Origin of the sequence: Cytobacillus sp. SAFR-174, from assembly GCF_051964675.1 — a bacterium.
Lineage (GTDB): Bacteria > Bacillota > Bacilli > Bacillales > Cytobacillaceae > Cytobacillus.
In genome coordinates this window covers 93826-114235 of sequence record NZ_JBQCMZ010000007.1, presented here as the reverse complement: position 1 = coordinate 114235, position 20410 = coordinate 93826, and the positions used below count along the sequence as shown (strand labels likewise).

The following is a 20410-nucleotide window of genomic DNA, read 5'->3' as shown; positions in this document are numbered from 1 at the left end:
TGACCTCGAGCCCCTAGGAGCCGCAGCTAGATCGGGCAGTTTGATCCCCGCTTATCCTCCTTTGTTTCCTCTGAGTCTTGAAGCGGGGGTCTTACTGCCCGTTAGACTGCGATAAAAAAATCCCGATGTCCGCATGGGACACCGGGAAATTTCTTTTAGATTAAGCATGTTTTGAAAGTAATTCAGCAAGAGCTTCTTTCGGCTGGAAGCCAACCGCTTTATCCACCACTTCACCGTCTTTTAGTACGATCAAAGTTGGGATGCTCATTACGCCAAACTTGCCGGCTGTTTCCTGGTTTTCGTCAACATCGATTTTTACAATTTTGACTTTATCGCCCATTTCAGAATCAAGTTCTTCTAATACAGGAGCGATCATTTTACAAGGGCCGCACCATGGAGCCCAGAAATCTGCCAATACTAATCCCGAACCAGTTTCAGCAGTGAAATTTTGGTCAGTCGCGTGTGTAATAGCCATTTGATATGCCTCCTAAAATTTAACTCAAATACTAACGACAGTATATCATCGTTTATTCTATGATGCGAACAATCTGCTCGATCGTAATTTACCCTATGTAAAGCAAATTATTCTCTTCTTTCTTATGGACTTTATGTATAATGGGCGGCCATCTGCCGCCCATTTGTACTTTATGCGTTTACTTTAAGCTTTTTGAACTCTTCTGTTAACAGAGGAACAACCTCAAACAGGTCTCCGACAATACCGTAATCAGCTACTTTAAAGATATTGGCTTCCGGATCTTTGTTAATCGCTACGATTACTTTGGAGTTGGACATCCCCGCTAAGTGCTGAATAGCTCCGGAGATACCGCATGCAATATACAGATCTGGTGTTACAACCTTACCCGTCTGTCCAATTTGCAGTGAGTAATCGCAATAATCAGCATCACAGGCTCCGCGTGATGCCCCTACCGCTCCGTTTAAAACAGAAGCAAGCTCTTTTAATGGCTCAAAGCCTTCCTCGCTCTTAACACCGCGGCCGCCGGCAATAATAACCTTAGCTTCGGATAAGTCAACGCCTTCACTCGCTTTGCGGACAACTTCCTTAATGATTGTGCGAAGATCCTTGATCTCTGCAGCAACAGAAGCAACCTCTCCTGATCTTGATTCATCCTTTTCCAAAGGAGCTATGTTATTTGGACGGATTGTGGCAAAAAGGAGACCATCTGTCACAATCTTCTTTTCAAAAGCTTTGCCTGAATAAATCGGGCGTGTGAAGACCAGATTGCCGCCTGCTTCTTCAAGGCTTGTTACGTCAGAGATTAAACCAGACTCTAGCTTGGCAGCAATTTTAGGAGCAAGATCTTTCCCCATTGCTGTATGTCCAAAAATAAGACCATCCGGACTTTCGGAATCAATCACAGCCATTAAAGCCTGTGAAAAACCATCAGGCGTATACTGCTTCAGCTTCTCATCTTCAACAGTTACAACACGGTCAGCACCATAATGAATCATCCCACTCGCTAAAGCGCTTACAGAATCACCAATTAAAACTCCTACAACTTCTCCGCCTTCTGATGCAGTCTTACCGGCTGCAACAGCTTCGAAGGATACATTACGCAATGAACCGTCACGGACTTCACCTAACACTAATACTTTTCTAGCCATATGTTTTACCCCCTGCGTTATTATTAATCAGTTATTGATGATCAGACAACTTTAGCTTCAGTATGAAGAAGCTTCACCAGTTCCTTAACTTGATTTTCCAATTCGCCTTCAAGAACTTTACCTGCTTCTTTTTTAGGCGGCATATAGATTTCAATTGTCTTTGTCTTAGCTTCAACATCGTCCTCATCAAGATCAAGATCGTCAAGCTCAAGCTCATCAAGAGGCTTCTTTTTCGCCTTCATAATTCCTGGCAAGGATGGATAGCGAGGCTCATTCAGACCCTGCTGGGCAGTGACCAATAATGGAAGAGATGCCTCAATTACTTCTGAATCCCCTTCAACATCACGTACTACTGTGGCAGAACTGCCATTAATATCAAGTTTAGTGATAGTTGTTACATAAGAAATTCCTAAAATCTCTGCTACACGCGGTCCAACCTGTCCGGAACCCCCATCAATTGCTACATTCCCAGCAATGATTAAGTCAGCATCTTTGTCTTTCAGGAATTCAGATAAGATTTTTGCCGTCGTGAACTGATCCCCATTCTCAACGTCATCTTTTGTATTTATTAAAACAGCTTTATCAGCACCCATCGCAAGAGCGGTACGAAGCTGCTTTTCAGCTTCTTCTGTTCCCACAGAAACAACTGTTACTTCTCCGCCATTCGCATCGCGAACCTGGATTGCTTCTTCAATTGCATATTCATCATAAGGATTAATGATAAATTCAGCGCCATCCTCATTGATTTTGCCGCCGGAGATTGTAATTTTTTCTTCAGTATCAAATGTTCTCTTCATTAATACGTAGATGTTCATGATTTCCCTCCTAGTAATTAAGCATTGTCCTATAACAAAGCCATTAATTAAAACATTTCTTCACTTCTAAAGATTGAAAATATTTAATGCGTACAGAAAGGTTCATCTGCTTCGAAGTGCCCGCTTATTTTAAAATTGAGCGGGCGCTCGCTCACTGACCATAACTTAACCAATGAATCTTCTGAAGATTAAATTAACCGCTTACATGTCTATTATAATAGATTATTAAGATGAATGTAATCTTTCAGCTCAATTCTTTTAACTGCTATTTTCCGGTGAAGTTTGGCTCCCGCTTATTAATAAATGCAGATATGCCTTCCTTGCCATCTTCAGATACAAACACTTCTCCAAACAATTCCGCTTCTTTCACTACACCTTCGTAGAATTGTCCGGTTTTTCCGAAGTTTAATAGCTCAATAGCCGCCTTGATGGAGCCTGGGCTCTTCTTGGCAATTTTCTTTGCCATATTATAGGCATTTTCCAAAAGCTGCTCCTCAGGAAAGGCATGGTTAGCCAAACCGTATTGAACTGCTTCAAGCCCGGTGATCGGGTCGCTTGTGAACAGCATTTCAGCTGCACGAGCAGTACCTACATAGCGGGGAAGCCGCTGAGTTCCGGCAAAACCGGGAATTAATCCAAGCTGAAGCTCCGGAAGACCGAGCTTTGCGTTATCAGCTACAAGACGGAAGTGACAGCCCATCGCAAGCTCCAGGCCGCCGCCAAGTGCTGCACCATGAATGGCTGCAATAATTGGCTTAGGGAACTTTTCCATCCTCTCAAAGAGATTCTGTCCATAGGTCGCTAAGCTTGAAAAATCCTCCCCGCTTTCAATAGTAGTAAATTCTTTTATATCAGCTCCTGCTGAAAAGAATCTGCCTTCTCCGTGAATTAAAATAACTCTAACGTCACTATTATCTTCAACTTCATCCAGGACAGCTGAAAGCTCTTTTAATACACCTGATGAAAGAGCATTCGCAGGCGGACGTTCAATTGTAATCGTCGCTACGAAGTCGTTATGGGACCATTTCAGGTATTCCATCGTATCCCTCCTACAATATTATTGAGCACTTTATCATTTTCAAGGTTTTCCGCACCCGCTGATTAAAAGTTTATGGACAGGTCCTGCCAATGCCGTAAGATCATATTTCTGCTCATTCATTACCCATGTGGTCACGGTTTCGTCTATGGTGCCAAAAATCATCTGACGCGCCAGCCTGATATCCAGATCTGCTGAAAACTCACCGTTCTCCCTGCCGTCATCAAGAATCCTTTCCACTAAAGTGAGGTAGCCTTTGAGCACCTCATTAATTTTGTGGCGCAGGTCTTTATTGGACTGCCTCAACTCGAGCTGGGTTACAATTGCCAGGTGCTTGTCTTCCGAGAGCATTTTAAAGTGCGATTCTACCATCATTAATAGTTTCTCTGCAGCTTTCTCTTTTCCTGCAATTTTTTCCTCAATTTTCTCAACAAAGTAGCCCATTTTATCCTGAAAGAGGGATATTAATATATCTTCTTTGTTTTTAAAATATAAGTAGATCGTGCCGTCAGCGACACCAGCCTGTTTGGCAATCTTTGATACCTGAGCCTGGTGATAGCCATTTTCAGCGATCACGACTACAGCCGCATCAATAATTTGCCGGTATTTAGGCTTTGTTTTTTTCATGTGGCTCCCTCCTTTCAGAATAAACGGGGCATTGATTTCTATCGGGCAGCAGTGCGGGGAAATTCCTATCCTGCTGCCGGGATCAGCCAATCCACTGGGTTTATTATTTTTAAACTAAAATGAATGAATCGTCATTCATATTTTTATAATAGTAGGACAATTCATTTGTGTCAAGAATTTCCCTGTAAATATATTTTATTATTACATTTCCTTTATATCTGGACAAGCTTATTGATTCAAAAATAAAGAGCCGATTGAAAATCGGTCTCTGTAGCTAAGCCCGCTTTTCCTCTTCTTCTTTAAATTTCTTCTTTTCTTCATCCACTAACGCCCTTCTCAGTATTTTTCCAACTGCTGTCTTAGGAAGCTCTCTGCGGAATTCATATAGCCGTGGAACCTTATAGGCTGCCAGATGCTTTCTTGCAAACTGATCCAGTTCATCTTCCGTTGCCTCTTTTCCCTCCTTCAGCACAATATAAGCTTTTACTGTTTCTCCGCGATACGGATCCGGTATTCCGGCAGCAACCACTTCCTGTACTGCTGGATGCTCATATAGCACTTCTTCTATTTCACGCGGGTAAATATTGAATCCTCCTGCAATAATCATATCCTTTTTCCTGTCCACTACATAGAAATATCCCTTCTCATCCATGTAGCCCAGGTCACCTGTGAGCAGCCAGCCATCTCTTAAGGTTTGCTCCGTTTCTTCGGAGCGTTTCCAATAGCCTTTCATTACCTGAGGCCCTTTAACCGCAATTTCGCCAACTTCTCCTGCCGGAAGTGCTTCTCCTGTCTCCAGTGAGAAAATTGCTGCATCTGTATCAGGCCATGGGACACCTATACTGCCTTTGACACGGGGGCGGTCCCATAAGAAGTTCGCATGAGTAACAGGTGATGATTCAGTCAGACCGTAGCCCTCTACAAGCTTGCCTCCTGTTATTTCTTCAAATTTCTGCTGGACTTCAACTGGCAGGGCAGCAGATCCGCTAATGCAGGAGTCTATAGAAGACAGATCATATTTTTTTATATCCGGATGGTTCAATAACCCAATGTAAATAGTAGGTGCTCCAGGAAATAAGGTTGGCCTTTGTTTATGAATGGTTTTCAGGGTAGTTTCAGGATCAAACTTTGGAAGGAGGACCATTTTATGCGCATCCATTACAGATAAAATCATGACTGTTGTCATTCCATACACGTGAAAGAATGGAAGTATGCCAAGCACCGTCTCCTCGCCGCGCCTGCACTTATAAAGCCAGGCCTTGCACATCGCTGTATTGGATACAAGGTTGCTGTGAGATAGCATGACACCCTTAGGGAAACCGGTCGTGCCGCCTGTGTACTGCAATAATGCCAAATCTTCTTCAAAATCAAAGTCATGGATTCTAAGAGGCTCTGCCGGTCTTTTTAATATTTCTGTCAGCAAATGATTATGACCTTCATGTTTTACATTAACAACGATTCCATATTGTTTTTTCTGGATAAAAGGGTATATTAAATTTTTTGGGAATGGAAGTGCATCTTTGATTGCCGTTACAATTATATGCTTCAATTCTGTATGCGGCATCACTTTGGTCACTCTGGGAAATAAGATATCCATTGTAATGATCGCTTTTGCTCCTGAGTCTTTCATTTGGTATTCCAATTCCCGTTCCATGTACAGCGGATTTGTCTGGACAACAATCCCGCCAGCCATCAGAATTCCATAATAGCTGATAACGGACTGAGGAGTATTCGGAAGCATGATCGCTACCCGGTCTCCCTTTTCAATTCCAAGACTCTGCAAATATGCAGCGAGCTTCAGGGAACATTCGTATATATATTTATATGTGAATTCCTTCCCCATAAAGTGGATTGCTATTTTTTCCGGAAATTCTTCTGCAGCATTTTTCAAATAATCCTGTACCGGCTGTTTTGGATATGACAAAGTTGAGGGGATTTCTTCCGGATATTGCTTAAGCCATGGTTTTGCTTCTGCCATTTTGTCCCTCCTTCATTCTTGCTAAAGTTTCAGAATAGCGATGTACTCCTTCTGAACTTTTTGAACATTCTAACTGTTCGTTCTTATTATAATATAATGCTGGATCTATGACAATTAGAATAAGACCTTGCACACAGGAAGAAATTTTTCCATAGGCTGTCCAATCTATTTGCAATATTCTTCTAATGATTAAAATAAAAAAAATCGCCATATAAATTGGCGATTTCTTCATTTCCCTATTTCACAAAAATATTATGCAATGAAAAATAAATAAATGGCCCCAATAAGAAGAAATACTCCGCTAAGAACCAGCAGAACTTTTGCTAACTTTTCCAATGTTAATTCTCTCCTTATAATAAACCTGCACCAATGACATAAGACAAACCAATTGACAGCACCATGGAAATAAAGCCGACAGCTTTGTTATTATTCTCAATTTCTTCGTCTATTCTAAACTTTGGTGTTAAAAATTCAAATATGAAATAGCCTATTAACAAAAGAAAGAAGCCAAAAACACCCCAGGTAATCATTGTCAGCAAGGTATCATTATGCATAATGGAGTGCCTGAAGATATTGGCGATCCCAAAAATTTTCCCGCCGGTCGCCATCGCTACTGCAAGATTACCGTTTTTTATTTCGTCCCAATTGCGGTACTTGGTGACTAATTCAAAAACGGCTAAAAAAACGATCAAACACAAAATGACAACACTGTAATAAGCAGCTGTCTGGATAAACTCATTTTCCCAAAATTCTTTCATTTATATTCTCCCCGCCGGTATTAAATCCCCTTCCCCTTTGAATAATCATAAGGGGATGGGAAGCTTATTTGAATTCAACGATTGTAACCCCTGTACCGCCTTCTCCAGCTTCACCAAACCGGATTTTCTTTACAGATCTGTGATTTCTCAGAAATTCCTGCACACCCTGCCTCAATGCACCGGTCCCTTTACCATGAATAATGGAGACACGGGGATATCCAGCCAGCAGGGCATCATCTAAATATTTCTCGACTCTTAAGAGCGCGTTTTCATAGCGCTCGCCACGTAAATCAAGCTCAAGGCTGACGTGAAAATCTCTTCCTTTCACCGTTGCCACTGGTTTTGTTTCCACAGGTTTTGGGCTTTTAATGTACTCCAGATCTTTTTCGGCAACTTTCATTTTCAGGATACCAATCTGAACCTGCCATTCATTTTCAGACACCTTTTCAAGCAGATGCCCTTTTTGCCCAAAACTCAGAACTTTAACCTCATCGCCAGCTTCAAAAACGTGCTTAGTATTCTTTGGCTTTAGTTTATTTTTGGCTGTACTCATCTGGGGCGCAGCATCGGACAGGCGTTTCTTTGCTTCTATTAGCTCGTGTTCCTTCACCTCAGCATGTTTCTCCATCCGCATCTTTCTTAATTCACGGATAATCTCTTCTGCTTCAGCCTTGGCTTTCTCAACGATATCGCCTGCTTTCTCTGCAGCCTTCTCATGCATAGCATCTTTTTGCTCATAAAATTCAGCCATTTGCTTTTGCAGATCTTTATGGAGTTTTTCAGCGCTTTTTAAAAAGTCATTGGCTTCTTCCATATCAGCCTCTGCTTGTCTGCGGCTTTCCTCCAGTGAAGCAATCATATTCTCAACCTGATTTGTATCTGTTCCGATATAGGATCGTGCTGTCTCAATCACTTGATCATTGAGGCCGAGCCGTTTGGATATTTCAAAAGCATTGCTTCGGCCCGGAACCCCAATCAGCAGCTTATAGGTCGGGCTTAGCGTTTCAATATCAAATTCTACACTGGCATTGATAACTCCTTCTCTGTTATAGCCATAGGCTTTCAGTTCAGGGTAATGAGTTGTGGCAATAACTCTTGCCCCCCGCTTGTATACTTCATCAAGAATGGAAATCGCGAGAGCTGCACCTTCCTGCGGATCTGTGCCTGCACCAAGCTCATCGAATAAAACCAGACTATTGAAATCAACCTGGTTAAGAATATCCACGATATTAACCATATGAGAAGAAAAGGTACTTAAGCTTTGTTCAATTGACTGTTCATCTCCGATATCAGCATAAACATTTCCGAAGACCGCTGTTTCAGAACCATCAAGCGCCGGAATTTGCAGACCGGCCTGTGCCATCAATGTGCAAAGCCCTACTGTTTTTAAAGTAACAGTCTTACCGCCGGTATTAGGTCCCGTTATGACTATTGTTGAATAATCATCTCCGAGCTTTATATCATTTGCCACCACTTCATCATATGGAATAAGCGGATGCCGGGCTTTGAATAATGAAATTTTCCCTTGATTATTAACTTTTGGCTTGGAGGCTTTTATGCGTTTACTGTATCTGGCTTTCGCAAACGTAAAATCGACTTCTCCAAGCACATCTACAATGGTTTCCAGTTCACTGCTATTCTCAGCTGTCTGTCCTGACAGCACTATGAGAATCCGTTCAATCTCCTGCTGTTCTTTTACCCTGATGCCCTGTAATTCATTGTTCAGCTGGACAATGGACGCGGGCTCAATGAATAATGTCTGGCCGGAAGAACTTTGGTCATGGATTATGCCTCCATAATGGCCCCGGTATTCCTGCTTAACCGGTATGACAAACCGGTCATTTCGGATCGTTATAATCGCATCGGAAAGCATTTTTTGTGCGCTGGTAGACCGAATCATGCTCTCCAGCCGCTCCCTTACACGCGATTCTTTTGTACGGAGCTGATTTCGAAGGGAACGGAGAGTCTCGCTCGCACTGTCAAGAACTTCCCCATTATCATCGACCGCATTGCGGATAGATGTTTCCAAATCAGCCAGAACAATAATTTTATCTGTATATCCCAATAGGATCGGCAGGCTGCTTTCTTCCTCGGCAAATTCCTCGATGAACCGTTTCATCTGCCTGCTTGCATGAATCGTGCTGGATATCTGGTTAAGTTCCTGGGGACTAAGCATTCCGCCAATAACCGCCCGCTTCACATGAGGACGGATGTCAAAAATGCCGCCAAGCGGTACATTCCCTTTAATTCTAAGCACTGTTACGGCTTCATCTGTTTCTTCCTGCCTGCGGATTACTTCTTCATAGTCAGTTGAAGGAAGAATATTTAAGGCCTTTTTTCTTCCCAGGGACGAAGAAACATGTTCCAGCAGCTGTTCCTTCACTTTATTGAACTCAAGTATCTTCAATACTCTTTCTTGCATGAGGACTTTCCCCTTTCATGCCCAATTTTCCTACTGGCGTTCTTTCAGAAATTTGAACAAATCTTTTGTTTCCATGGCATTTAGAACGGATTCTTTCTTGATCCATCCTTTCTTTGCCGCAGAAACACCGATTTCCATGTGATTTAAAGTGTCTATTTTATGTGCATCTGTATTAATCACTATCTTCACACCGGCTTCCTGAGCTTGTCTGATATGTTCGGCAGCAAGATCAAGCCGGTTCGGATTTGCATTCAGCTCAAGGGCTGTATTTGTTTCCCTGGCGAGCTCGATGAGCATTTCCATGTCTACTTCATAGCCTTCCCTGCGCCCGATCAATCTTCCCGTAGGGTGGGCAATAATGTCAACATGGGCATTCTGCAGCGCCGTTTTCAAGCGGGCCATGATTTTTTCCTTCGGCTGTGAAAAAGAAGAATGGATGGAAGCAATGACAATGTCCAGCTCCTCCAGAAGTTCATCGTCATAATCGAGCGATCCGTCAGGCAGAATATCCATTTCTACCCCTGATAAGATGGTGAAATCATCGAATTGCTCATTAAGCCTCTTTATTTCTTCTTTCTGCCTTCGAAGCCTTTCGGCTGTCAAACCGTTCGCCACTCTCAGGTATTGGGAGTGATCTGTTATAGCCATGTATTTATAGCCTCGGGCACGGCACGCTTCAATCATTTCCTCTATGGAATAGGCGCCATCACTCCAGGTTGAGTGCATATGAAGATCACCCTTAATATCTTCAAGTGAAATGAGCTCCATGTCCTGCGTGTATTCATCTACTTCCTTCCCATCCTCCCTAATTTCAGGAGGGAGAAATGGAAGCCCAAAATGTGCGTAAAAATCCTCTTCATTTTTAAATGTAAGGATTTCACCTGTTCCTGTATTTTCGACTCCATATTCACTGATTTTTTCCCCGCGCTCTTTTGCGAGCTGGCGCATTCTGACATTATGGTCCTTTGATCCAGTAAAATGATGGAGGGTTGTGGCAAATTCATGCGGCTCAACTAATCGGAAATCAGCCGATATATCATAGGAATGCTGAAAGACAACGGAAACCTTTGTATCTCCTGCGGCAATTACTTCTTTAATGCCGGCAAGGCTTAATAACTGTTCTTTCACAGAAGCAGGATTGTCAGTAGCTATTATAAAGTCGAGGTCTTTGATTGTTTCCCTCATTCTCCTTAAGCTTCCTGCCCTTGAATACTTATCGATATCCTTCATTTCAGCCAGGGCTGCTTCTATGCCTTCTGCTATCGGGAGCATGAATGCAAGCGGGAGCCGTTCCGGTCTGGTTCCTGCATTTTCAAGGGCTGCGAGTATCTTATCTTCAGATTTTTCCCCGAAGCCTGCCAGTCCCCGGACCTTCTGATTGCGGCACGCATCCTCAAGGTCTGCTGCATTTTCGACGCCCAGCTCTTTATATAGCTTGGCTATTTTCTTGCCGCCAAGTCCCGGGAGCTGAAGCAGAGGAATTAATCCAGCAGGGACTTCTTCTTTCAGTTCATCCAGAACAGAAGACTTACCTTCTTTGATGTACTCCTCTATAACAGCAGCGGTTCCTTTTCCGATGCCGGATAGCTTTGTAAAGTCATCAATTTCAGTCAAGCTTTCATCATTTGATTCAAGTGCGAGTGCCGCTTTCCGGAAGGCGGCTGTTTTAAACGGATTTTCTCCTTTTAACTCCATATAAACAGCGATCGTTTCTAAAAGTCTGACTACATCTTTTTTATTTATACTCATGAAAACCACCTGCCCGTAACTGTATTCGTAACCGTATTATCTCTTATTTTGCAGTGCAACTTCAAATCATGGCTATTTTCAAAAGACTGTTTTTCGCAATGTTTGTTGCTTTTTATATATTATATTCACTGAGTTGATTGGAGCGGAAGGTGCGAGATCCTCGAAAATGCATTCGTATTTACTTCGTGCGGTGTTTACTCAAGGAAGCTTATTCAAAGTCCAGCGGGAGTAGCGGGACAGGTGAGACCCAACAGACGCGCAGCGTCGAGGAGGCTCACCGCCCGCCCCGCGGTTCGCTGAGCAGCCTGGAGCGGAAATCAACGGACAACATAGCTGGCGAATAACAACATTTTTTACAAAACAGCCTTTCAAAAAGAAAACTCCTCTAGAAATAGAGAAGTTACGCAGCCATATATTCAACCCACATTTCTTTGAGCTGGTCAGAGAGAACAGGCGTATTCTTAACCATTAATTCTGCCATAAAGGAATTATTGATCGGTCCCTGCAGGACTTCGATTGGAACGAGTGCTGCTATGTATAATAGAATAAACATGATAAGATAGACTTCGATAAATCCGAGAATTCCGCCAGCCCAAACATTCAGCTGTTTCAGGACCGGAAGATGGGCAACAAAGTCGAGCATGCTTCCAATAATCTGCAGTAATATTTTTACCGCAAAAAAAATCACGACAAATGCAATGGCGCGATAGTAAGCATCTTCAAGATCCCCATTCTCAAATAACGTCTTAATCGCCGAGTCACTGCTAAAGCTTGGATATGGTACCCATAAGGTCAGCTTAGGCGCAAGCTCACCGTAATACATACGGGCAACAATGAAAGCAATGATGAATCCGGTCAAATGAATTAATTGGAGGATAAACCCTCTTTTCAAGCCTATTAAAAAACCAAAAACCAAAATAATGATAATTGCAAGATCCAGCATGACTACTTTCCGTCCTTTACTCTATTTAATTCGTTTTCCAGCCGTTCCAGACGGTCTGTTAGCTTTATATAATCATTAACTGCATTAACTGCGGTCAGCACGGCCAGCTTACTAATGTCGAGTGAAGGATTCTTCGAACTGATCTCACGCATTTTATCGTCAACCAGCGAAGCGACAAGGCGAACATGGCTGGAGCTTTCTGAGCCAACTATTACATATTGCTGTCCATAAATATCTACACTTGTTCGGTTTCTTTGTATCTCTGACAACGTCCATGCCCCCTTCTTTAAAGAATCCTAATCAATATCATAACACGAACGCATATTGGTGGGAAGTCAAAGCATGTCAGATGAGCTCAGTTAATGCAGGTTTTTTCCAAATAGAGGGAATAAATTCAACAGTACACTAAGATGAGGAGAATTAATATGAGCCAGGTAGTACTATTAAAAAAAGCAAGTGAAATCTCAAAAATGAAGGCCCATTATTCAGGCAGCCTAAATGACAAACAGCCTCCGGGAAGCGTATTTGCTGCAAAAGTGCCAGGATGTTCGATCACTGCCTATAAATCAGGCAAGGTTCTCTTCCAAGGGAGCGGATGTGAAGCAGAGGCCAAAAAGTGGGGAGATACCGCCCGCAGTGCACAGCCCAGCAAAAAAACCAGCCCTGCCGCAGCAAACCTGCCTGAAAATATCAGTTCCCTTTCAGTCGTCGGTTCAGATGAAGTGGGTACCGGGGATTATTTTGGCCCCATTACGGTGGTTGCAGCTTACGTAAAAAAAGATCAAATTCCTTTGCTGAAGGAGCTTGGAGTTAAGGATTCAAAAAACCTCGGAGATGAAAAGATCATCGAAATCGCAAAGCAGATCAAAGATATCGTTCCCCACAGCCTGTTAACACTGCATAATGAAAAATATAATAAACTTCAGCAATCAGGGATGTCACAGGGGAAAATCAAAGCATTGCTGCACAATCAGGCAATCGGGCATGTTTTAGGGAAAATCTCTCCTGAAAAGCCTGAGGCCATTCTGATTGACCAATTTGCCAAGGAAGAAATTTACTACAATTATATAAAAAACCAGCAGACCATACAGAGGGAACGGGTCTTTTTCAGCACAAAAGCGGAAGGAATCCATCTGGCAGTTGCAGCAGCATCCATCCTGGCACGCTATGCATTTGTGCGCCACTTTGAAAATCTTAGCACAAAGGCCGGTTTCCGGCTCACTAAAGGCGCCGGTCCGAAGGTTGATGAGGCAGCTGCCCGGCTTATAAAGGAAAAAGGACGAGAGGTATTGCCTTCTTTTGTAAAACTGCATTTTGCCAATACTGAAAAGGCCATGAAGCTGTATAACAGGAAATATAATTGATAATGAAGCATTCAATCTAATGAGAGATTGGATGCTTTTTTGTTTAAGAGACCTTCATTCTTCTGAGTATATCTTTTCAGTCAACAATCAGAATTTATCGGCTACTTTTGGGTATTTATCGGCCAAACGAAGAAAAGGCAGCCCCCAGGCTGCCTTCCTTATTTTATCCTCTCAATACTGCTCCGGCTTTTTCCTTCACAGCTTCCAATACTTTGTCATGCGCTTTTGTTACATCTTCATCCGTCAGAGTACGTTCAGGGTCGAAGTATTTAAGGGAGAAAGCAAGCGATTTTTTGCCTGGCTCCATCCTTTCGCCTTCGTACAAGTCAAAAACAAGGACGTCTTTCAGTAATTTGCCGCCAGCTTCTTTAATGATCCCTTTAAGCTCGCCTGCTGCTGTTTCCTGATCTGCCACAAGTGCAATATCCCTTGTGATTGAAGGGAAACGCGGAATAGCTTCATACTGCAAAGGTGAAACCTCTTCTTCCAGAATCGCTTTTAATGAAAGCTCAAATGCATAGGTTTCTTTCAAATCAAGCTCTTTCTCGACAGTCGGATGGATTTGGCCGACAAATCCCACTGATTCCCCGGAAAGGAATACTTCTGCTGTTCTGCCAGGATGCATTCCATCCTTTTGCGCTTGACGGAATTCAAGCTTATCAGAAAGCCCCAGCTTTTCAAATAACCCTTCAAGGATACCTTTTACAACGTAGAAATCTACCGGCTTCTTTTCTCCCTGCCATGGATGGCTGTGCCATAGACCAGTAACCGCACCGGCAAGATGCTCACGCTCTTCAGGCAATTCCTCTTCTCCATTGGAGAGGAACACTGCTCCTGTTTCATAAACTGCCAGGCTGTCGTTCTGGCGTGCCGAATTATATTTTAATACCTCCAGAAGCTGCGGAACAATACTTAACCGAAGCAGACTGCGATCCTCACTCATAGGCATTGCCAGCTGCACAGGCTTGCGTTCCTCCAGTGCATATTGAGCCGCCTTTGCTTCATTTGTTAATGAATAAGTTACTGCCTGATATAGTCCCGCACCTTCAAGAAAGCGGCGGACCAATCTGCGTTTATTCTGGTATTGGGTAAGATGCCCTGGTGTAGATGAGCCAACCGGTAAAGTTGATGCTAGGTTATCATAGCCAAATAAACGGCCAACTTCTTCAATCAGGTCTTCTTCAATCGTGATGTCGCCTCTGCGGGTCGGAACTGTAACAGTAATTGTATCGTTATCAGTATTCGCTGCAAATTGAAGGCGGGCAAAAATATCCTCTACTTCTTTCATGGATAATTCCGTGCCAAGGACACGATTGATTTTTTCAAGCGTTACAGACACCACAGCAGGCTCCACCTGCAGTGCATCAGCTTCCACAGAACCTTCAAGCACTTCCCCGTCCGCATATTGTGCAAGCAATTGAACAGCTCTTTCAGCAGCAGCTCTAACTCTGTTTGGATCCACACCTTTTTCAAAGCGTGCACTTGCTTCGCTTCTTAATCCATGGTCTTTTGAAGCTTTTCTAACCGTTGCCCCTTTAAAATAAGCTGATTCGATAATCACATTTTTAGTGTCAGGCTGCACTTCAGAATTTGCCCCGCCCATGACACCCGCAAGTGCAATTGGCTCTGTCCCATTTGTTATTAAAAGATGATCTGATGTTAACTCACGCTTTGCATCGTCAAGAGTGACAATCACTTCGCCATCATTTGCTCTGCGGACAAGGATTTGCTTTGATCCCAGCCGGTCATAATCGAAGGCATGAAGCGGCTGGCCGTATTCAAGCAAAATGTAGTTTGTAATATCCACCACGTTATTGTGAGGACGAATGCCTGCTGCCATTAAACGAGCCTGCATCCATACAGGAGATGGGCCAACCTTTACATTTTTAACAACCTTCGCAACGTATAGTGGATTATCTTCTTTTGCGTCCACCTGAACATCGATGTAATCAGATGCCTTCTCTGAAGAAGTCTCTGCTTGAGGTGCAGGAAGCTTTACTTCCCTTCCTAAAATAGCTGCCACTTCATATGCAACACCCAGCATGCTTAAGCAGTCAGAACGGTTAGGAGTCAATCCAAGCTCCAGAATCTGGTCGTCACGATTAAGCTGCCGAAGAGCATCCCCGCCAACCTCTGTATCATTAGGGAAAACATAAATGCCTTCAGAGTATTCCTTTGCAATCAGCTTACTTTCAATGCCGAGCTCTTGAAGCGAACAGATCATTCCATTCGATTCCTCGCCGCGCAGCTTGGCCCGCTTTATTTTAAAATTGCCTGGAAGAACAGCTCCTACTGTAGCCACGGCCACTTTCTGTCCCTTATCCACATTCGGGGCACCGCAGATGATCTGTACAGGCTCACCAGCCCCTGTATCGACTAAACATTTATTCAGTTTATCAGCATTTGGGTGCTGTTCCCTTTCAAGGACATGCCCTACAACCACACCTTTGATGCCTTCATTCAAAACCTCTACGCCTTCAACTTCTATACCGCTTTTAGTAATCTTTTCTGCAAGCTCTTCAGGTGTAACGCCTGATAAATCAACATATTCCTGCAGCCATTTATATGAAACGAACATTTGTGATCCTCCTTAATTATTGTCCAACTCCGGGCTTTCTAATTATTCATGAATTGAAAATTGCTTCAAGAAACGCACATCATTTGTATAGAAATGACGAATATCATCGACACCATACTTCAGCATGGCAATTCGCTCAGGACCCATTCCGAATGCAAAGCCTGTGTATTTCTTAGAGTCGAAGCCTGCCATCTCAAGAACATTTGGATGAACCATTCCTGCACCAAGAATTTCAATCCAGCCAGTGCCTTTACATACGCTGCAGCCTTTTCCGCCGCATATCTTACAGGAAATATCCATTTCCACAGATGGCTCTGTAAACGGGAAGAAACTTGGACGAAGACGGATTTCTCTGTCATCACCAAACATTTTCTTTGCAAAGACCTCCAATGTTCCTTTTAAATCAGTCATACGGACGTTTTCATCTACAACAAGCCCCTCTATTTGCATGAACTGGTGAGAGTGTGTAGCATCGTCATTATCACGGCGATATACTTTACCCGGACAGATGATTTTAACTGGTCCCTTGCCTTCATGCTTCTCCATTGTTCTTGCCTGTACCGGCGAAGTATGGGTACGAAGGAGAATGTCTTCTGTAATATAGAAGGAATCCTGCATATCCCGGGCAGGATGGCCTTTAGGAAGATTCAATGCTTCAAAATTATAATAATCTTTTTCAACTTCAGGGCCTTCAGCTACCGTATAACCCATTCCAATGAACAGATCTTCAATTTCTTCGATAATTCTTGTCAGCGGATGGTGATTTCCTGATTTAACAGGTCTTCCCGGAAGAGTGACATCAATTTTTTCTGCAGCCAGTTTTTCCTGAACAGCCGCTTCCTCCAGGTGCTTTTGTTTTTCCTCAATTCCGGCAGCAATGCTGTCCCGCACTTCATTCGCAAGGGCCCCCATTTTTGGACGCTCATCAGCAGACAATTTCCCCATTCCTTTAAGCACTTCAGTAATAGGGCCTTTTTTGCCTAAATAGGATACACGGATATCATTTAGCTCTTTCAAATCAGCGGCGGTGCTGATCTTTTCTAACGCTTCAGTTTGCAGTTCCTTTAAACGCTCTTGCATCTAAAAATCCTCCTTGAAATTAATACTTTTACTTTTTTGGCCAAAATAAAAAACCTCTATCCCCATAAAGGGACGAGGTTTCGCGGTACCACCCTTTTTAACACATATATGTACTTCATGCACGTGTTCACTTCATTGGGATAACGGCTTATGCCGGTACATCTTTACATCGAAAATCGGAAGCGGCTCGCTCAGCAGAGCGCCAACATTACTTTTCAATGGTCCCGATGCCAACTCTGGAGGTGAAACTTCTCTTGCATTTCCTGTAAAAATGCTTTCAGTCTTAGGCATTTTCTCCCTGAAAAGGCTGACTGCAAGGTACTGGTCTCCGTCATCGTTTTATTATTATAATTTTGCTGTTAATTATATTACATTCTTAAGGCTGTTTCAAACGGTTTTCATAAAATTGCCGCCCATTTTCTATTTTCTTAGATGATAAAGAAGAATTCCGGCAGCCACCGCCACATTAAGTGATTCGCTTTTCCCGAATATCGGTATATAAAGGTTTGCTGCTGTATTAGCCAGGAGCTCTTCATTTACCCCGTTTCCTTCATTTCCAACGAGCAGAGCGAAGGAATCTGAGGAATCATAATTCGTGTATTCCCGGGCATTTTCCAAAGCGGTTCCATAGACAGGCACATTACTTTCTTTCAATCTGACGATCCAGTCAGAAAGGTTTGCTCTTAAAACAGGCAAATGAAAGTGGCTGCCCTGTGCAGAACGGAGTACCTTCGGGTTATATGCGTCAACGCTGCCTTCACCCACAATAACAGCATCAATTCCAGCAGCATCAGCCGTCCTGATCATCGTACCCAGATTGCCGGGATCCTGGACTGCATCAACTAATAAAAACTGTTTTCCCTTCACTTCCTCAGTGGATGGCTCCTGGCTGCATACAGCAAAAATTCCCTGTGGTGTTTCCGTATCCGCCAGCAATCCGATGATTTCATCTGTAACCATTGTTACAGGGATGTCGCCATAATCCCAGCCGGGAGGCATATTTTTATTTTCATTGATGATTATTTCTGCTATTTGATTGGCTTTAAGTGCTTCTTCCACCAAATGAAAACCTTCAACTAAAAAGGTTCCTGTTTTGTCACGCTCTTTTCTGGCCAGAAGTTTCTTCCATTCTTTAACTTTAGGATTTTTTGCAGATTGTATATGCTTCAACACGGTCTCTCCTTTTAAAGAAAATCCCATACAACCGGAATTTTTCTGTACAGTTTTTCATTATAGCTTATTTGAAATACATAATAAAAGCAAAATTAGAGAAGATAATAACGAATTAAATCTGGAAGGAGTGCATTATGGTGAATTTAAACCTGCGCAATGCCATTTTACACAATGTATCAGGCAACTCTCAAGATGAACTGAAAGATACAATCGTGGATGCCATTCAAAATGGGGAAGAAAAAATGCTGCCTGGCTTAGGTGTATTATTTGAGGTAATCTGGAAAAACTCCTCTGAAGAAGACAAGCTGGAAATGCTTCAAACCTTGGAGAGCAGTCTTAAATAAAGTGAAACTTCAATCAGTGGGGATTTTCCTTATCCCCCACTGATTGTTAGTCGCGTTCTAGTGTCGCTAAGATCTCCGCTAACGCTTCGATCAATCGACACTGCGATAAAACGGAAAAAACTCCGGAAAGTGCCGGAGTTTTTTCATTTTATTCAAATGTAATCTTATCAACTGTTTCCCTGTCAAGCTTCTTGATCACTTCAGCAATCAGCTTTACTGCATTTTCATAATCATCACGGTGAAGCATTGCTGCATGTGAATGGATATACCGTGTTGCAATGGTGATTGAAAGGGATGGAACTCCATTATGTGTAACATGAATCGCTCCTGAATCTGTTCCTCCGCCAGCAATGGCATCAAATTGATAAGGGATATTCAGTTCATCTGCAGTGTCTGTTACAAGGTCACGCAGGCCTTTGTGAGAGACCATTGATGCATCATATAGGATGATTTGCGGACCTTTGCCCATTTTGCTCATGGCTTCTTTTTCAGAAATGCCCGGTGTGTCGCCTGCGATTCCAACGTCTACACCAAATGCGATATCCGGCTCGATTTTTTGCGCAGAAGTACGGGCTCCGCGAAGACCAACCTCTTCCTGTACCGTTCCTACACCATAAACTTCATTTGGATGTTCAGCATCCTTCAATTGCTTGAGCACGTCTATGGCAATTGCGCAGCCAATGCGGTTATCCCAGGCTTTCGCCAAAAGCATCTTTTCATTATTCATAACCGTAAACTCAAAATACGGAACCACCATGTCACCAGGTTTTATGCCCCATTCTTTCGCTTCTTCACGGCTTGAAGCACCAATATCAATAAACATGTCTTTAATTTCAACAGGTTTTTTGCGTGCATCCGGTGATAAGATATGCGGCGGTTTTGAACCAATTACCCCGGTAACATCTCCTTTCGATGTTACAATCGTCACGCGCTGGGCCAGCATAACCTGTGACCACCAGCCGCCAACTGTCTGGAAGCGGATGAAACCTTTATCATCAATGTTTGTTACCATAAATCCAACTTCATCCAAATGGCCGGCTACCATAATCTTCGGGCCGCCTTCTTTGCCGGTTTTTTTAGCAATGAGGCTCCCCAGTCCATCTGTTGTCACTTCATCAGCATATGCTGTTATGTATTTTTTCATAACCTCGCGCGGTTCGCGCTCATTTCCCGGTATTCCTTTCGCATCTGTTAAGTCTTTAAGCATCGTTAATGTTTCATCTAATTTAGCCATCATTTCGACTCCCTTAATATTTATTTAATCCTATTATACCGAACATCGAATTCAATATAAAGAATTATCAGACGGATAATCCCTCAGGCTGCAGGCGGAAAAATCGCTTAATATCCTTCAGCCTGCCTCTTATAATTTACTTCATTCTTGTCTATATATGCTTTTTCTATATGCGAAGAGTTAAATCCAAGCATTTCCCCCAGATGTAAGTAGACTGCAATAAGGTCTTTATAATCCGTTAAAGAACGGCTGGTCCGAAACTTTCCGATAGCTTCATAAACAGACAAGAACTGGCCATTCACTGAAACCTCCTTTTCCACCGAAACAGTAAAGTCCTTTTCCACGTCAAATCCGCATTCAATTCCAAGCGATAAAATGAAATGTATACCGTCTACAAACTCCTCCAATACTGTTTCCTGAGGGGAGGAAGTCTTAAGGCTCCAGAACTTAAAGCATCTTGTCTCATTTGCAAGCTCTCCCAATTCAACAAGCAGCGCCAGTATCTTACGGTCAAATAAGTCTTCTTCCTCTAAACCATGGTTTGATTCTATATGGCTGTCCAGCCCTTTTTGCATTTGGAATAATTGCTGATAATTCATTTTCCACCGTCCTATATGAAATTAATGATTAACTTACATTATAATGCCCATCAAAAAAATTATAACAAATCGCAAAAAAGTTGAAAC

Annotated in this window: 19 protein-coding genes and 1 other annotated feature; of the genes, 2 read left to right on the top strand and 17 right to left on the bottom strand. The window is 42.8% G+C overall.

What is annotated here, in order from left to right; genetic code table 11:
* Positions 1-160 precede the first annotated feature (160 nt).
* From trxA to zapA, 12 genes are all read right to left on the bottom strand, one after another.
* Positions 161-475 carry a thioredoxin gene (trxA, locus tag ACTHRG_RS09650; RefSeq protein WP_035330252.1) on the bottom strand — a complete coding sequence of 105 codons (315 nt, stop codon included), beginning with the start codon at positions 473-475 and terminating at the stop codon, positions 161-163.
* 170 nt (positions 476-645) lie between these two features.
* Positions 646-1623 (bottom strand): electron transfer flavoprotein subunit alpha/FixB family protein, encoded by a 978-nt coding sequence (locus ACTHRG_RS09645; RefSeq protein ID WP_076260617.1) that lies wholly within the window; start codon positions 1621-1623, stop codon positions 646-648.
* Between the two features lie 41 nt (positions 1624-1664).
* Positions 1665-2438, bottom strand: a complete 774-nt coding sequence (locus ACTHRG_RS09640; protein WP_440231083.1) for an electron transfer flavoprotein subunit beta/FixA family protein — start codon at positions 2436-2438, stop codon at positions 1665-1667.
* Between the two features lie 265 nt (positions 2439-2703).
* Entirely contained in the window at positions 2704-3477 is a 774-nt protein-coding gene (locus ACTHRG_RS09635) for an enoyl-CoA hydratase (RefSeq protein ID WP_440231082.1), read from the bottom strand.
* Positions 3478-3516: 39 nt separating this feature from the next.
* A complete protein-coding gene (locus ACTHRG_RS09630; protein WP_440231081.1) occupies positions 3517-4101 on the bottom strand; it encodes a TetR/AcrR family transcriptional regulator in 585 nt (194 codons plus the stop codon).
* Positions 4102-4375: 274 nt separating this feature from the next.
* Positions 4376-6079: a long-chain-fatty-acid--CoA ligase gene (locus tag ACTHRG_RS09625; RefSeq protein ID WP_440231080.1), complete on the bottom strand. Its 1704-nt coding sequence runs from the start codon at positions 6077-6079 to the stop codon at positions 4376-4378.
* The gene (locus tag ACTHRG_RS09620) at positions 6054-6311 is read right to left on the bottom strand and encodes a hypothetical protein (RefSeq protein ID WP_076260633.1); all 258 of its coding nucleotides are present in this window, start codon (positions 6309-6311) and stop codon (positions 6054-6056) included. The genes ACTHRG_RS09625 and ACTHRG_RS09620 overlap by 26 nt, the downstream gene beginning before the upstream one ends.
* Positions 6312-6429: 118 nt before the next feature.
* Entirely contained in the window at positions 6430-6837 is a 408-nt protein-coding gene (locus ACTHRG_RS09615) for a DUF350 domain-containing protein (protein ID WP_076260637.1), read from the bottom strand.
* A 64-nt stretch (positions 6838-6901) separates the two neighbouring features.
* On the bottom strand, positions 6902-9259 hold the full coding sequence (locus ACTHRG_RS09610) for an endonuclease MutS2 (RefSeq protein WP_076260639.1): 2358 nt from the start codon (positions 9257-9259) through the stop codon (positions 6902-6904).
* Between the two features lie 30 nt (positions 9260-9289).
* Entirely contained in the window at positions 9290-11008 is a 1719-nt protein-coding gene (polX, locus tag ACTHRG_RS09605) for a DNA polymerase/3'-5' exonuclease PolX (RefSeq protein WP_076260641.1), read from the bottom strand.
* A gap of 400 nt (positions 11009-11408) precedes the next feature.
* Positions 11409-11951 (bottom strand): CvpA family protein, encoded by a 543-nt coding sequence (locus ACTHRG_RS09600; protein WP_076260643.1) that lies wholly within the window; start codon positions 11949-11951, stop codon positions 11409-11411.
* 2 nt (positions 11952-11953) lie between these two features.
* A complete protein-coding gene (gene zapA, locus ACTHRG_RS09595) occupies positions 11954-12220 on the bottom strand; it encodes a cell division protein ZapA (RefSeq protein WP_009333202.1) in 267 nt (88 codons plus the stop codon).
* Between the two features lie 156 nt (positions 12221-12376).
* Here zapA and rnhC point away from each other — a divergent pair, with 156 nt between their 5' ends.
* Positions 12377-13315, top strand: coding sequence for a ribonuclease HIII (rnhC, locus tag ACTHRG_RS09590; RefSeq protein ID WP_076260645.1), 939 nt, complete (start codon positions 12377-12379; stop codon positions 13313-13315).
* Between the two features lie 163 nt (positions 13316-13478).
* Here rnhC and pheT read toward each other — a convergent pair whose 3' ends face one another.
* The 3 genes from pheT to ACTHRG_RS09575 form a co-directional block, all read right to left on the bottom strand.
* Positions 13479-15893 (bottom strand): phenylalanine--tRNA ligase subunit beta, encoded by a 2415-nt coding sequence (pheT, locus tag ACTHRG_RS09585; protein WP_440231078.1) that lies wholly within the window; start codon positions 15891-15893, stop codon positions 13479-13481.
* 42 nt (positions 15894-15935) lie between these two features.
* Positions 15936-16973 (bottom strand): phenylalanine--tRNA ligase subunit alpha, encoded by a 1038-nt coding sequence (gene pheS / locus ACTHRG_RS09580; protein WP_076260650.1) that lies wholly within the window; start codon positions 16971-16973, stop codon positions 15936-15938.
* A gap of 65 nt (positions 16974-17038) precedes the next feature.
* Positions 17039-17317: a binding site (T-box leader), on the bottom strand.
* A 76-nt stretch (positions 17318-17393) separates the two neighbouring features.
* Positions 17394-18143: a TrmH family RNA methyltransferase gene (locus ACTHRG_RS09575; protein WP_076260652.1), complete on the bottom strand. Its 750-nt coding sequence runs from the start codon at positions 18141-18143 to the stop codon at positions 17394-17396.
* Between the two features lie 140 nt (positions 18144-18283).
* On the opposite strand from ACTHRG_RS09575, the gene sspI reads away from it, so the two are divergent.
* Positions 18284-18490 (top strand): small acid-soluble spore protein SspI, encoded by a 207-nt coding sequence (gene sspI, locus ACTHRG_RS09570; protein WP_035330267.1) that lies wholly within the window; start codon positions 18284-18286, stop codon positions 18488-18490.
* A 148-nt stretch (positions 18491-18638) separates the two neighbouring features.
* On the opposite strand, the gene ACTHRG_RS09565 is transcribed toward sspI, so the two are convergent.
* Together ACTHRG_RS09565 and ACTHRG_RS09560 are read right to left on the bottom strand one after the other, a co-directional pair.
* Positions 18639-19724: a M42 family metallopeptidase gene (locus ACTHRG_RS09565; RefSeq protein ID WP_076260654.1), complete on the bottom strand. Its 1086-nt coding sequence runs from the start codon at positions 19722-19724 to the stop codon at positions 18639-18641.
* A gap of 107 nt (positions 19725-19831) precedes the next feature.
* The gene (locus tag ACTHRG_RS09560) at positions 19832-20323 is read right to left on the bottom strand and encodes a dUTP diphosphatase (RefSeq protein ID WP_076260656.1); all 492 of its coding nucleotides are present in this window, start codon (positions 20321-20323) and stop codon (positions 19832-19834) included.
* Positions 20324-20410 lie beyond the last annotated feature (87 nt).